Annotated in this window: 15 protein-coding genes; 3 read left to right on the top strand and 12 right to left on the bottom strand. The window is 44.8% G+C overall.

Going from position 1 to position 13,518, the window contains the following annotated elements; genetic code table 11:
- Positions 1–81 precede the first annotated feature (81 nt).
- The 5 genes from MKY24_RS04095 to MKY24_RS04075 all read right to left on the bottom strand — a co-directional run bounded on the left by MKY24_RS04095 (position 82) and on the right by MKY24_RS04075 (position 3,638).
- A complete protein-coding gene (locus MKY24_RS04095) occupies positions 82–471 on the bottom strand; it encodes a nuclear transport factor 2 family protein (RefSeq protein ID WP_023987038.1) in 390 nt (129 codons plus the stop codon).
- A 40-nt stretch (positions 472–511) separates the two neighbouring features.
- The gene (locus MKY24_RS04090; protein ID WP_023987037.1) at positions 512–1,450 is read right to left on the bottom strand and encodes an NADP-dependent oxidoreductase; all 939 of its coding nucleotides are present in this window, start codon (positions 1,448–1,450) and stop codon (positions 512–514) included.
- Positions 1,451–1,471: 21 nt separating this feature from the next.
- Positions 1,472–1,942, bottom strand: coding sequence for a MarR family transcriptional regulator (locus MKY24_RS04085; protein ID WP_023987036.1), 471 nt, complete (start codon positions 1,940–1,942; stop codon positions 1,472–1,474).
- A gap of 159 nt (positions 1,943–2,101) precedes the next feature.
- Positions 2,102–2,773, bottom strand: a complete 672-nt coding sequence (locus MKY24_RS04080; RefSeq protein WP_339201451.1) for an SGNH/GDSL hydrolase family protein — start codon at positions 2,771–2,773, stop codon at positions 2,102–2,104.
- A 19-nt stretch (positions 2,774–2,792) separates the two neighbouring features.
- Entirely contained in the window at positions 2,793–3,638 is an 846-nt protein-coding gene (locus tag MKY24_RS04075; RefSeq protein ID WP_076265274.1) for a LysR family transcriptional regulator, read from the bottom strand.
- 131 nt (positions 3,639–3,769) lie between these two features.
- On the opposite strand from MKY24_RS04075, the gene MKY24_RS04070 reads away from it, so the two are divergent.
- On the top strand, positions 3,770–4,900 hold the full coding sequence (locus tag MKY24_RS04070) for a Gfo/Idh/MocA family oxidoreductase (RefSeq protein ID WP_339201450.1): 1,131 nt from the start codon (positions 3,770–3,772) through the stop codon (positions 4,898–4,900).
- Between the two features lie 70 nt (positions 4,901–4,970).
- On the opposite strand, the gene MKY24_RS04065 is transcribed toward MKY24_RS04070, so the two are convergent.
- Entirely contained in the window at positions 4,971–5,588 is a 618-nt protein-coding gene (locus MKY24_RS04065; RefSeq protein WP_339201449.1) for a Type 1 glutamine amidotransferase-like domain-containing protein, read from the bottom strand.
- 474 nt (positions 5,589–6,062) lie between these two features.
- Positions 6,063–7,601, bottom strand: a complete 1,539-nt coding sequence (gene guaA / locus MKY24_RS04060) for a glutamine-hydrolyzing GMP synthase (protein WP_023987031.1) — start codon at positions 7,599–7,601, stop codon at positions 6,063–6,065.
- A 145-nt stretch (positions 7,602–7,746) separates the two neighbouring features.
- On the opposite strand from guaA, the gene MKY24_RS04055 reads away from it, so the two are divergent.
- Complete coding sequence (locus MKY24_RS04055; RefSeq protein WP_339201447.1) at positions 7,747–8,403, top strand: DedA family protein; 657 nt, start codon at positions 7,747–7,749, stop codon at positions 8,401–8,403.
- Here MKY24_RS04055 and MKY24_RS04050 read toward each other — a convergent pair whose 3' ends face one another.
- The gene (locus tag MKY24_RS04050; protein WP_339201446.1) at positions 8,404–9,636 is read right to left on the bottom strand and encodes an MFS transporter; all 1,233 of its coding nucleotides are present in this window, start codon (positions 9,634–9,636) and stop codon (positions 8,404–8,406) included.
- 156 nt (positions 9,637–9,792) lie between these two features.
- Here MKY24_RS04050 and MKY24_RS04045 point away from each other — a divergent pair, with 156 nt between their 5' ends.
- A complete protein-coding gene (locus tag MKY24_RS04045) occupies positions 9,793–10,146 on the top strand; it encodes a spore germination protein (RefSeq protein WP_068939403.1) in 354 nt (117 codons plus the stop codon).
- A 206-nt stretch (positions 10,147–10,352) separates the two neighbouring features.
- Here the strand turns inward: MKY24_RS04045 and bcp are convergent, their stop codons facing one another.
- From bcp to MKY24_RS04025, 4 genes are read right to left on the bottom strand one after another with little or no spacing between them, the layout of a single operon-like run.
- Positions 10,353–10,829, bottom strand: a complete 477-nt coding sequence (gene bcp / locus MKY24_RS04040) for a thioredoxin-dependent thiol peroxidase (protein ID WP_076295350.1) — start codon at positions 10,827–10,829, stop codon at positions 10,353–10,355.
- 42 nt (positions 10,830–10,871) lie between these two features.
- Complete coding sequence (locus tag MKY24_RS04035) at positions 10,872–11,660, bottom strand: ABC-2 family transporter protein (RefSeq protein WP_339201444.1); 789 nt, start codon at positions 11,658–11,660, stop codon at positions 10,872–10,874.
- 4 nt (positions 11,661–11,664) lie between these two features.
- Positions 11,665–12,459, bottom strand: coding sequence for an ABC-2 family transporter protein (locus MKY24_RS04030; RefSeq protein ID WP_053324641.1), 795 nt, complete (start codon positions 12,457–12,459; stop codon positions 11,665–11,667).
- Complete coding sequence (locus MKY24_RS04025) at positions 12,452–13,492, bottom strand: ATP-binding cassette domain-containing protein (protein ID WP_075153730.1); 1,041 nt, start codon at positions 13,490–13,492, stop codon at positions 12,452–12,454. The genes MKY24_RS04030 and MKY24_RS04025 overlap by 8 nt, the downstream gene beginning before the upstream one ends.
- Positions 13,493–13,518: the final 26 nt, after the last annotated feature.

Here is a 13,518-nt window from a genome sequence, read left to right as displayed (position 1 = left end):
CAAATTGAACACATATGTATTGTTCGGAAAACAGAAAACCCGCAAGCTATTATGCAGCTGACGGGTTATGATTTAGAGGAATCAGAGATTTTTGTACTTATCAAAGGCATTCGCTGTGTCTGGTATATTTTCCAGATAAACGATCTTACCTTCCGCATCCAGCCGGGCCTTGTCCACTCCAGTAAGTGTATAAACTTCGCCTGTTGCTTTTTTACCACACACTGCCCATTTGGTTTGATAGGTATCAGGTTCTCTGGGTACAGGTTTCCAACCTTCATACATATGCTTGATTTCGAGCGATCCCTCAAAGAACATATTCAAGAAGCTTTTCCAACTGTCCATACCTTGTTTTCGATCACCATTCAATACAAACTCAATCTTCTCAGAAAAAAGGCTAATTAATCGTTCTCTACTCTTCTCGTCATCTTTTGCTAAATCATAGTAGTGAAAATATTCTTCTAAAATCTTCATCGTGTGCAATTCCTTTCGTGCTGTATATGTGTATGCGTCCTTATGAGAAGGTTATTGCAATTTTACCGACAGCGTGGTGAGTTTCGCTTAAAGCGTGTGCGTCATACAAACCTTTTTGTGAAAAAGGAAACGTAGCTCCTACTACCGATCTTACTTTCTTTTGCTCCAACAGATCGGCAATTTCCTGTAGTTGCTGTCCGTTGGGCTCCAGCCATATATTTTTGGCCGTTACGTTGTACTCCTTCACCAGCTCTTCGTCAAAATTGCTGACAATGGATATGATCCGTCCGGTATCCCTTTTCATTACCTTAAAGCTATTCTTCTGAACATCCCCACCCATCGTATCGAACACCACGTCCACATCAGATAAAACTTCCTCAAAACGAGTTGTACGATAGTCAATGATTTGGTCGGCTCCCAATGAAGCAAGCAATTCATGATTACGCTCACTGGCTGTAGTAATGACATAGGCTCCGGCCTGTTTGGCAAACTGGATAGCAAACATGCCTACGCCACCTGCACCTGCGTGGATTAATACTTTCTCCCCTTTGGTCAGTTGACCATGTGTAAAGAGCGCCTGCCAAGCAGTCAACCCCGCCAAAGGTACAGAAGCGGCTTCTTCCCAAGAAGTTGAGGCAGGTTTACGTGCCAGCAAGTGATCATCCACCAAGGTATACTCGGCATAAGTACCGAACCGTGTGGTGTCCGGGCGTGCAAACACTTCATCTCCCACTTTCCAATCGGTGACCTCGCTGCCTACTTCCGAAATAGTGCCGGCTACATCCCAGCCTAAAATAATCGGGAACTCCCAATCCATCATTTGTTTTAAGTAACCTTCACGCAGCTTCCAGTCAATTGGATTGATGGAGGTAGCCGCCACTTTGACTACAACCTGATGAGCCTGTGGTGTAGGAGTAGCCACTTCTCTTTCTTTCAATTCATCCTTGCTTCCATACTGATCTATAACGATGGCTTTCATATTCATTTCCTCCTCGCACATTTACATATTCTTTACATTGCTAGACATACGCTGTAGCACATCTGTCAAAGCCACAATTTCCTCATCTGTAAACTTACAGAGCAGCTTTTCCTGAAAGGCTTGTCTTTGCTCTGACAAAACTTGCAGCTCTTGAACCCCTAATTCGGTCAAACATATATAGGTCACACGCTTATCCTGCTCTTTTTTACTACGTAAAATCAGACCTTCCTCTTCCAGCCTTCTCAGATGTCGGGTTACTGCTGCACCATCCAGAACGAGCAGGTGTTGGAGTTCCAGCTGACTTAGTTCCTGACGATGATCAATATGATACAAAATTTCAACCTTGGTAAAGCTGGTTTTTAACTGTGCTTCAAAGGCGTTATTCATTTCTTTACACAAAAGATGCATGCGATAAAACAACTGGCTTTTTTCAGAGCAATGTTCGATGACAAACCCTCCTCCTAATACTTGACCTATCAATTGATATATCAAGTATTATACACCCCCTCTAAAAATAAACAAGCCCTGAGACAAGTCTATATATACAAATCCTACAATCACAAAAAAATGCTCAAGCTAAACGAATAAGCCTGAGCAATCTAGAATTTGTAGTTAGTAGGGTCATTGGATAAAACGATGAAATGGTCCAAATTACAGTGTATTCATAAATCCGATAATACGGGCCGCCATCCGCTCGTGGCCTGCCTGATTCGGGTGCAGGCCGTCAGGAACACCATTTTCCCCTGTAAAGTACATCTGTTTATGTACAGGCAATAGTGGTTGAATTCCGGCGATATTCCACAGATCGCAGCACGGGAAAGAATAAAGTGAGGCCACTTCTCTCACGGCCTGTGCATACGCGCTATAGACTTGACCAGTAATGGCATTAGGCAGATGCTCAGGAACCGTATCACTTGATCCGTGAGGCGGAGTCAAAAAGACGATCAGCTTGTCCGGGTAACGGTTAATTAGTCCTTCGGCAATATGCTTGAGCGCACCATAAAACGTACGCGTTTCTGTCGATGGCGTATCCAAGCTACCGAACGGTATTTCTCCCATCGAAAAATCGTTTCTTCCCCCCATAAAAAAGATCACGTCTGCATGAGGGTTCATTTTCTCATAACGCTCACACATCGGTTCAAAACCGCCGCTGGCTGCACTGCTGCCGGATATGCCGTGATTCTCAAAGGTTAGGAATCCCAGTGCGTCGCTCACAAGGTGGGGGTAAGGCTTTTCTCCATCACGCAATTCATATCCAAACGTAATGCTATCGCCCAGAAATACAGCATGGCTGCCTTGGTATTTGCCTTGATTGATTGTCATTCGATATCTCTCCTATCTATTAGATCGTATTGTTGATTTCGATAAATTTATGTTCAATCGCTGTCATTTCGTGATTTGACCGGGTTATTAAATATGTATCCATGTAGCCGAAGGTTGGGGGAGCGGGCAAATAGGATGTTACTTTAAATTGCCGCGCCAGCTTTTTGGACATGAGGGTGATTCCCATTCCCATCAAGGAAAATTGCACCATCGTATCAAACACACCGACCTCCACCACCTCGCCATGGGTCAATTGCATGTCCTGATACATCTTCTCTAAATACGTGAGATACAGGCAGCCATCCGACAATATGATAATAGACGCTCCTTGGAGTACCTGTTTGAGATCCGAGCCTTCATGTATGCCTTTCCCCACCAGCACCAGTTCTTCACGGCATATTTTTTGATAATGAATATACGGGTTGGCGGGATACCCTGTAACAAAAGCAATATCGAGTTCGCCGTCAAGGATCAATCGCTCCATTTCCGTCGTGGTTCCGGTTTTTAATGTAACCGAAGCCTGCGGATACAGCTCATATACCTTCGTGAGCGCCCTCGTTGTTTCGCCCGCCACGATGGACTGCATGGTACCGATGCGCAGCTTTTCCTCCTGCGGTCTCATTTTCATCTCCGTGTCTTGCCATAGCAACAACATTTGCTTGAACTGAGCATACAAGGTTTCTCCTGCGGGTGTCAGCTCCATACCACGGGGCTTTCGGTAAAATAACGCTGTGCCGTAATGGGCCTCCAGCTTCTTTATTTTGGCCGTCATATTCGATTGCAGGTGATTCAACTTTTGTGCTGCTTCTGTCAGGCTTCTCAGCTCTGCCACCGAAACAAATGCCTGCATATTTTCAATATCCATCCCTTCACCTCCCATCAAATAAAATGATACCTGTATCATAAACAAGCATTATTATTTATGAGTTAAGTGTATTATATTGGCCTTGGATGCTATTTTCCACCCTCATTTTAAAAATCAGGAGGTATGGCAACATGATCAAAAAGAAGATTCGTGTAGGTATCGTAGGAGGTTCGATGAATAATAAATGGGCCAGTCAAACGCATATTCCGGCTTTGCTCAAGCACTCGAACCTGGATATCACTGCCGTCGGTACCTCTCGTATGGAGAGTGCGCGACAAAGCGCAGAAGAAGTAGGTGCGGCACTAGCTTTTGATGATTCCAAAAAGCTCGCAGCTTCCGAGGATGTGGACATGGTCGTGGTGAGCGTAAAAGTTCCCCATCATTACGAGGCGGTGATGGCGGCAATTCAAGAGAGAAAGCATATTTTTTGTGAATGGCCCTTGGGGGCAAACACTGCGGAAGCTGCTGAAATGGCCAAAGCGGCGGAACTGGCAGGTATTCATCATACCGTAGGCTTGCAGGCACGGCAGGATCTTGAAGTGCAAACGATGAAAAAGCTCGTGGAGGGCGGAGAGATTGGTGAAATTATATCCTGTCATATGCAAGTAGCTACTCCCGGCAAAGGAGGACAAGTAAATCAGGACACTGCTTATTTGCTAAAAAGAGCCAATGGGGCTAATCTGCTCACGATTAATGGTGGGCATTCCCTGGATGCGTTGCAATACATCGTTGGCGAATTACGCGAGCTATCGGCCATTACATCATCACGTTATCACGAAGCCACTATTCAGGAAACGGGTGAAGCCATTTCCAAGGATACAGCCGATCAGATTCTGATTCACGGACTATTAGAAAAAGGAGCACCGGTATCCGTTCACATTCAAGGTGGAGTGAGTTCTAAGTTTGAGATAGAGATTCAAGGGAAAAAGGGCATTTTGCGTTTGTCACAGAATCCTTCGCTTGGGCATGTTCAATTCGGGAATCTAACGCTCGAAAAACTTGTGTACGATCCAAGCAGTACGCAGAGTCATGGTCCTAATGGCGCTTTTGAACAAATACGTATAACTAGAGAGCCTAATATAAGCCTAGATTTCCCAAAAGAAGGGGTAACCCTGAATGTAGCCAAGGCTCATTATGTTTTTGCCGAGGATATTTTGACACACACCCGTCTCGCTCCCGATTTCAACCATGCCTTAAAGCTGCATCAGCTACTGGACCGCATTGAGGAATCAGCTGCAACTGGGAAAAGGATCGTATGGTAAGGTAGAATTATAAAAAAGAACCTTTAACACCACGATAGATGTGGAGTTAAAGGTTCTTGATCTTTTAAAATCATGCATTCTCGACCTTTATACTGTCATTTTCAACCAAAATAACTTCCGCGTTGCTGATTGGATATAAATTTAATTGGCTGCCATATTCCTCAATGATGCTCTCCACCGCTTTTTTAAACGGGATGTTCGTATGGTGGGGGACTGGATAGAATTCAATTATCCCGAGCGCAATAAAGGAATCCAAAGCAGGCGCCTCCTCCACATTGTCCATAAGTCGGGCATATTCGATTTTCGGTGATAAAATCATCGAACCTGCCGATTCGCCTATATATAACTTCCCTGCATTAACTTCATCAGCAATGATTTTGTCAGCCCCGGTTCTTCTTAACTCTTGAAGTAAATAAAATGTGTTGCCTCCGGTAATATAAATATAGTCATTTTCTCTAATTTTACTCTCTATTTCATTCAATGTTGCTGTGCCGATTTCGATTTCATCCACGACTAATCCTAAATTCTCTAATGCTTTTTTCCCTGAATCCACATAAAACTTAACTTTCTCTGGAATACTTGCGGTTGGGATGAAGGTGACTTTTTTTCCTTCTAAGTTTTCCCCAGCGAAATGGACTAAGCATGGTGCAACATCCTTAAATGAGGACGACAGAAATAATTTTTTCATCTCTTTATTCTCCTTAGAACAGCGTTTAATAAAACGAGATATGCAACACTTTAATCTAGGTACATTATAAAATATATTAGTATCAAAACATGACACCATTAGAGCATGACATGAAAAAGAAGTGAACGTTTAATTTCATACTTGATTTAAGCTATTTATAGCTTGAATCTAATAAAACCATATAAAAAAAGGAGACATTACCATTGAATAATATCTCCTTTTTTCAGCTTCATATTCCGTTTTGCAACAATAAATGACTTCATATCTCCGCCGCATGAGGCAATGCTGTTCGCCTTTAGCTAACCCCCGTCGATTGAGGTTGCCGTACAGTAAACTTTCCCGAGCAAAGGTTCGACCTGGCACCCGTAAAAAAGACTCCAACCGCATAGCGATATTTCGCCGATACGGAGGAGTCCTGATGTTGTATTGATAAATCTTAAAGGATTGATGGTTACGGCGCGGGAGTCTCCGCGTTTATTCCCACTCAATCGTTGCTGGTGGTTTGGAGGTGATATCATACACGATGCGATTCACGTTATCCACTTCGTTTACGATACGTACCGAAATTTTCTCCAGCACATCCCAAGGGATACGTGCCCAGTCGGCGGTCATACCGTCGATGGAGGTTACTGCACGAATACCTACAGTGTAAGAATACGTACGAGCATCGCCCATAACGCCAACACTCTTCATATTCGGCAAAGCGGTAAAGTATTGCCAGATTTCCCGGTCCAGACCGGCTTTAGCAATCTCCTCGCGCAAAATGTAATCCGACTCACGAACAATCGTTAGCTTGTCCTCTGTCACTTCACCCAGCACACGAATGGCAAGACCCGGACCTGGGAACGGCTGACGCCATACAATCTCAGGTGGCAGTCCGCATTCTTCTCCGACTTTACGCACTTCGTCCTTGAACAGGGCATTCAACGGCTCGATCAGCTTGAACTTCATGTTCTCCGGCAAACCACCCACATTATGATGGGATTTAATGGTCTGTGCCGTTGCTGTTCCGCTCTCTACAATATCCGTATACAGTGTACCTTGTGCCAGGAAAGTAAAATCGTCGAATTGAGAAGATTCTTCCTCGAACACATAGATAAACTCGTTACCGATGATTTTACGTTTTTGTTCCGGATCATCAACTCCTGCCAGCTTGGACAAGAAGCGCTCACGTGCGTCAATTTTGACAACTTTCATATCAAATTTACCAACGAACGTCTCCATTACACTTTCGGCTTCACCTTTGCGCAGCAATCCATGGTCAATGAACATACACGTCAGTTGGTCACCGATCGCTTTGTGAATAAGCATCGCTACAACGGAAGAATCCACGCCACCGCTTAAGGCACACAATACTTTCTTGTCGCCAACCTGTTGACGAATCTCACGAATTTGATCTTCAATGAACGATTCCATGGTCCAGTTGCCTTCACAACCGCACACTTCATAAAGGAAGTTGCTGATCATCTCGTTACCTTGAACGGAATGACGTACCTCTGGATGGAATTGCACCGCATACAGATTCCGCTCCAGGTTACTCATCGCGGCAATCGGCGCACTCTCTGTTCCTGCATCTAGTGTAAATCCGGTTGGCAGATCTGTAACGTGATCCCCATGGCTCATCCATACGGTTTGACGAGAATCCAGTCCTTTAGCCAAGCGGGCATCCTGATTGAATTGCACGTCTGCTTTGCCATACTCACGCTTGCCCGCACGTTCTACCTTACCATCCAGTTGGTGAGCCATCAGTTGCATGCCATAACAAATACCAAAGATAGGGATGCCAAGATCATAAATTGCCCGATCCACCTGAGGAGCATTGTCTGTATATACGCTGGAAGGTCCGCCTGAGAAAACAATCCCTTTTGGCGCCAGCTCTCTCAGCTTCTCCGCAGGCGTATTGTATGGAAGGAGCTCGCTATATACACCGAGATCCCGAATTCTTCTTGCGATTAACTGGTTGTATTGTCCTCCAAAATCGAGAACTACAACGATTTCATTAGGCTTATTCATTACCGTGCCTCCCTCAATTGTTCGTTTCATTATACGCAACGATAAAACAAGACGTCAAGAAATCAACCGGAGTTGAGTGGGCATGAAAAGATTGTTAAAATGAATTGATTCTAAAATACTCAATCTGTTCGTAGGAGTGTAAACGATGGATGTGCTGAAGTGGATCGCGCAATTGTTCGAAGAATACGGCTACGGCGTCCTTTTTTTCGGCTTGCTGCTTGAGTTTATTGCTTTACCTTTTCCCGGGGAAACCACAATGGCTTATGCGGGATATCTTTCCTATGCCGGCACCCTGGATTTCAGTAAACTGGTGCTGCTAGCTTTCTTGGGCACAACCATCGGTATGACTATTACCTACTTTATCGGAAAGTGGGCTGGACTCCCCTTTATTCAGAAATATGGTAAATGGGTTTTGTTATCGCCGGACAAGCTTCAGAAAACACAAAAATGGTTTCAACGATATGGATACTGGCTTATTTTCCTTGGATATTTCATTCCCGGTGTCAGGCATTTTACCGGTTATTTTGCCGGAATTATTGCTCTTTCTTTCCGTAAGTTTGTCTTGTATGCTTACAGCGGCGCTTTATTCTGGGTCATCCTCTTTCTAAGCATCGGCAAGCTGTTTGGTCCCCAATGGGATGTCATTTTCCATTTGGTAGAGCTGTATGCACTGCGAATTGCGGGAGCCGTTGGGTTCATGATCCTGCTGTATATTATTTACCGGTGGAGAAGCTTCCTGTTTAGCTCGCTACGCAAATCCGAAAAATCAGTGAAAACCAGCAACAAGGATGACTTGAAGTAGTCAAACTCCTGCTGCCTTACGGTTACGAGTCCTTGCATAATACATTGAAATCACGATAGATATCACAACAAACCCCGCGCCTCCACCCAAGCCCAACATACGCGGCTCCATCATTTCAATCGCCACCCCTGCTCCAAACATAGACAGTCCGATGATACCTTGGCTCCACGCCGTCAGCATGCCCAACAATGGACCCTGTAAATACAATGGGGTCTCCTGCATTAATAATGTATCCAGACAAATCGCCCCCACCCCGCCAGCCAACGAAATTAAGAAGTAAATGGCAACCGCCGCCCATACGTGATAAATACCGCTTAATCCCATAAGTAAAATCCCTTCCAACAAAAGGCACACCAGTCCTCCCTTCAACAAAGAACGACTGAATAAACGCCCTATTGCATAGCTGGCAACCAGACCCGCGCCCAAAGCGGCGTAAAACAATCCGATCCCGGCATCGCCCAGCCTGAATTCCTGCACTGCATATACACTGATCAGAACATTATCAATGCCATTGAGCATGGGAACCAGCAACTCAAATGCAACAACGACTTGGAGAGGAACGGATGCACGAATACAGTCCAACATTCGCGATCTGCTCCGGTTTGGATGATCTAACAACGAAGGGCTTTTATGTGGTTTAACACAGGAATCCTCCCTGTTTATTTTCTCCTTCATGACAGGTGGGAATGCAATATTGCGAACGATCAGACCTGCGGCAAAAAAACTTGCTGCGTTCAGTATAAATGCGGCTTGTGGTCCAAAGAGAGCAGATATGATGCCTCCGGCAGCAGCACCAACGACCAGCACCAGCCCACTCATCACTTGCTCAAGACTGTTCACTTTCAATAACTCCGACGGACGAACAAGCAGCGGGATGGATGATTTACGAGCAGGAGCATACACCGCTTCTCCGCAAGCTAGAAGGGTACTAACCCCATAAATGATCCATATATCCTCAGGACTATGAACACTTAAAAAACCAAGGGCTACCAAGCCTCTGAATAGATCCGTGGTCATCATAAGTTTACGCCGGGATATGCGGGTAATAAGCACACCCGCCGCAGGTGACAGGACTAAAAAAGGAATCACTCGCAATCCCAGCATGATACCTACGCTGAATCCTGAACTAGTAAGCCGATAAATCAAAGCCAACAAAGCGATCTGACAGAAACGGTCTCCAATTCCGTTAATGATGCCTGCGGCAAATAACTTCCTGTATTGCCTGTCTAACATTTTAAACAGCTCCATATCGATAGAATTCTTTTATTATATATAAATCTAATTAGTTATTTGTCTAATTTATAAGTTTACTATACAACCGTCAAGGCATAAATCCATATATTCAGAGCATACTAAGCCAAGAAACTCCAATATCGGAGGATTTTACGTATGCCAAATCAGAATAAAAGTTGTCCAGTTACTCATGTGTCCTCTAACTTGAGGGATAATGTAAACCATATTGAAAGCTCCTTTGGAAACAGCGGAGATTTAATCATTAAAGAGCTATTATGGATGCAAAAATGGCCAGCGGCTTTGTTTTATATCAATGGTCTGATTAACACTCAATTACTCCATGATTCCGTTCTGCGTTCATTAATGCGGGAAAACGAACATCATGTACCAGAGGGCGCGGAACCATTCGACTATTTAAAGGATCAAGTATTGATTGCTGGTAACTCAGGTAGTTTGGAGGAAATGGATATTACTGGTGTTTACTGTACTATCGGGAATAGAGGCTTTTAGTCGCGTTAGTGAGATGCTGTTATCTGTATATGTATTCATTTTCTGTGGTAACGGCTTGATCATTCCGCTTCTATTATGGGGTGTTTATCTCTGCAAGCAAAAGTGGAAGCAGCGGCAAAATATATCTAAAAATTAAAAAAAACCTTTTGAAACCGACACGCCTGAAAGCACGATCCGGTTTCAAAAGGTTTTCTTTGGTTCTTCACTTACGCCATATCCTGAATGTATGCCAGCGCAGCATCAATATGTCCTTTTACTCTTAAACCACGCCATTCATGAACTAAAATTCCATTTTCATCAATAAGGAACGTAGACCGAACAATACCCATGTACTGCTTGCCGTACATCTGTTTTTGCTGCCATACACCATACGTCTCAGCCACCTGATGCTCTTCATCAGATAACAACTGAAAAGGGAGTCCGTACTTTGCAATAAACTTGTCATGCTGCTTGAGTGGATCAGGGCTTACCCCCAGAATCACCGTGTTCAAGCCTTCAAACTCCGTATGTTTATCCCGAAAATCACAAGCCTGAGTCGAGCAACTAGAGGTCAAATCCTTGGGATAGAAATACAACAATACCCTACTGCCTCGATAATCAGACAGCTTAACATGCTTTCCCTCACTCCCAGGCAATTCAAAATCCGGTGCCTCTTGTCCAATAATGGTAGATGTCGTGGACATCTCATCATCTCCTATCTTGTGGGAGTTCTTATGTGATCCGCCCTATGAGCCTGCCCCTCTGTAACGGCGAACTCCCCAGTTCCATGCCAGTAAACCCAAAGTCAGAAAGACAATTCCCATCACAGGAGTTAACAGGGCCATATGGCGCATATCCTCTCGGTGAAGGAACAGGGAGGCTGGATATACACCAACAAAAGCAAAAGGCAGTATCCAAGTTAGTACAACCTGAATAGCACGGTTATAGATCGTCACTGGATAACGTCCGTAGCCCTGAATATTGTACATGAGCGGGATAATTCCTGTCGGCGCATCCGAAAAAAACGAAAGGGATGTCAATATGGTGTAGATGCCCGTATAGATCGCCACGGCACTTAGGCTCAAAATGATCAGCGCCGGTACGAACCACCACTCCATAGCCAAGTCCATCTGTGCCCCGCTGATCCCCATGATAATCAGGCCAATCACAGAACCCACCAGCGCTGGCGGGTCCACATTTTCAAGGAAAATCTGGAACAGATTATATGCAGGACGAGTCATTACCCGATCGAGCTCACCTTTCACAATATAACGTTCGCTAAAGTTCCAAAGATTTACAAAACAACTGAATAGTCCGTATGGAACCATAAAAAATCCATAAACGAACACGACTTCATTTTCACTCCAGCCGCCCAAACTGTCTGTATGCATAAAAATAACCAGGATAAAAATAAGATTTGTGGCCTGAAACAGCAGGTCTGAAATCACTTCTACCCAAAAGTCGGCTCGATAGGTGAGCCGTGACTTCATGTAATTTTTTAAATATTCGCTAATGAGACTCAAATAGTACATCATCGGCTTACCCTCCCTGCACGAACAGACGTCTGCGCGCCAGTCGCCAAATGATAATCATCGGCACGAGCAGAACGACCAGCCAAATGATTTGGATACCCAGTACATTCCAGATGCCAACGCCTTTTACACGTCCCGTAAATACAGAGCCCGGCAAATAGGTAATCGCCTGAAACGGCATCCATTGGGCGATCGTCGCCAGCCAGCCTGGAAACAAACTGATTGGCAAAATCAACCCAGAAAACAGATCTACAACTACGCGCTTCATACGCATCATGCCCTCATTATTTTCGATAAAAAAGGCCGTTAACCCCGTAATAATATTGATCTGAGTGTTGATCATAAAGCTAAAAAACAGCATGACCAGAAAACCAACCCAGGCTACCGGATCCGTGGGAAGCTTTACCGGAAATAGCAGCATCGCAATCGCCATGCCTGGAATCATAAACAGCAGAAAACGGAACATTCCCTCGCCGAGTCCTTGCATAAATTTAACAAGTACATAGTTATAAGGTCGGATCATCTGAATTGCAATGCTTCCATCACGTATATCCGTCGAGATTTCACGATCCAGATTGTTAAAATAAAAGGCTCTCGCCATCCACGATACTGCTACATACGTCGTCATCTGAGCAGCGGTAAAACCTCCAATGCTACCCGCATCGCCATATATCGCTTTGTATGTGAAATAATATACGCCAATATTCATGCAATAAATAAGGATTCCTGAATAATAGTTCACACGATACGCAAGCATCGTGAGAAATCGGATACGAATAAAATCGGTGTATACGCTAAGCATGAACTTTGGCCTCCACTATCGGATTGCCCTGGCGTTCAGCCGAACCAGACTGATAGATACTGCGGACGATATCATCCGTGTTGGTTTCAATGATTTTGATATCCGTAATATCCGTGCGACCGACTACGCAAGCGAGAACATCCGATACATTAATATGAAGAGGAATCCATACCTTGGCAGCCAAATCGTTATCCGCCGTCCAAGCCAGTGGCATATCAGCAGTCCATGCCTGTAATTGCTCCAGTTGGGTCGGTGTGCCGAACTGAAACCGTACTTCTCGACCTGTACCCCAACGTGCCTTCAGATCCTCCAGACCACCATCATAGATGATATTCCCATCATCCAGCATAATGACGCGCGAGCACAGCGCTTCAATATCCTGCAAATCATGGGTTGTCAGCAAAATAGTCGTACCATAATCCCGGTTCATGTCCTTTAGAAACTCGCGGATTTCGGACTTTACCATAATATCGAGGCCAATGGTCGGCTCGTCCAGAAAAACAATGGACGGATTGTGCAGCAAGGCTGCTACTAACTCACAGCGCATCCGTTGCCCGAGACTAAGCTTGCGTACCGGGCGGCTTAGCAGATCCTGCAATTGCAGTCTCTCTACCAGCTCATCCAGCCTACGTTTGAAGTCCGTGGCCGGAACCTGATATACTTTCCGCAGTAGTTGAAAAGACTCGATCACACCGATGTCCCACCAAAGCTGGCTGCGCTGACCGAAAACAACACCAATGTTGCCTACAAATTTCTCGCGTTCCTCATAGGGGACATAACCGCCCACCTTGAGATGTCCCGATGTCGGCACGAGAATGCCTGTCAGCATCTTAATCGTGGTGGACTTTCCGGCGCCGTTCTCACCGATATAACCGCATATTTCTCCTTGCGGAATACGGAAGGATATATCTTTGACCGCGGCTACCTCGTTGTATTCGCGGGCGAATAAATCAAGGAAGGCACCTTTTAAGCCCTCGCGATTTTTTTGAACCTTAAATGTTTTGCGCAGATCCTGCACATCAATTGCCAGCATGTTATACCTCTCAATCAGGATTTGTA

This window comes from Paenibacillus sp. FSL P2-0322, assembly GCF_037975315.1.
GTDB classification, from domain to species: domain Bacteria; phylum Bacillota; class Bacilli; order Paenibacillales; family Paenibacillaceae; genus Paenibacillus; species Paenibacillus polymyxa_B.
Note: the sequence above shows the minus strand (reverse complement) of the source record. Positions and strands in the feature narration are given on the sequence as shown.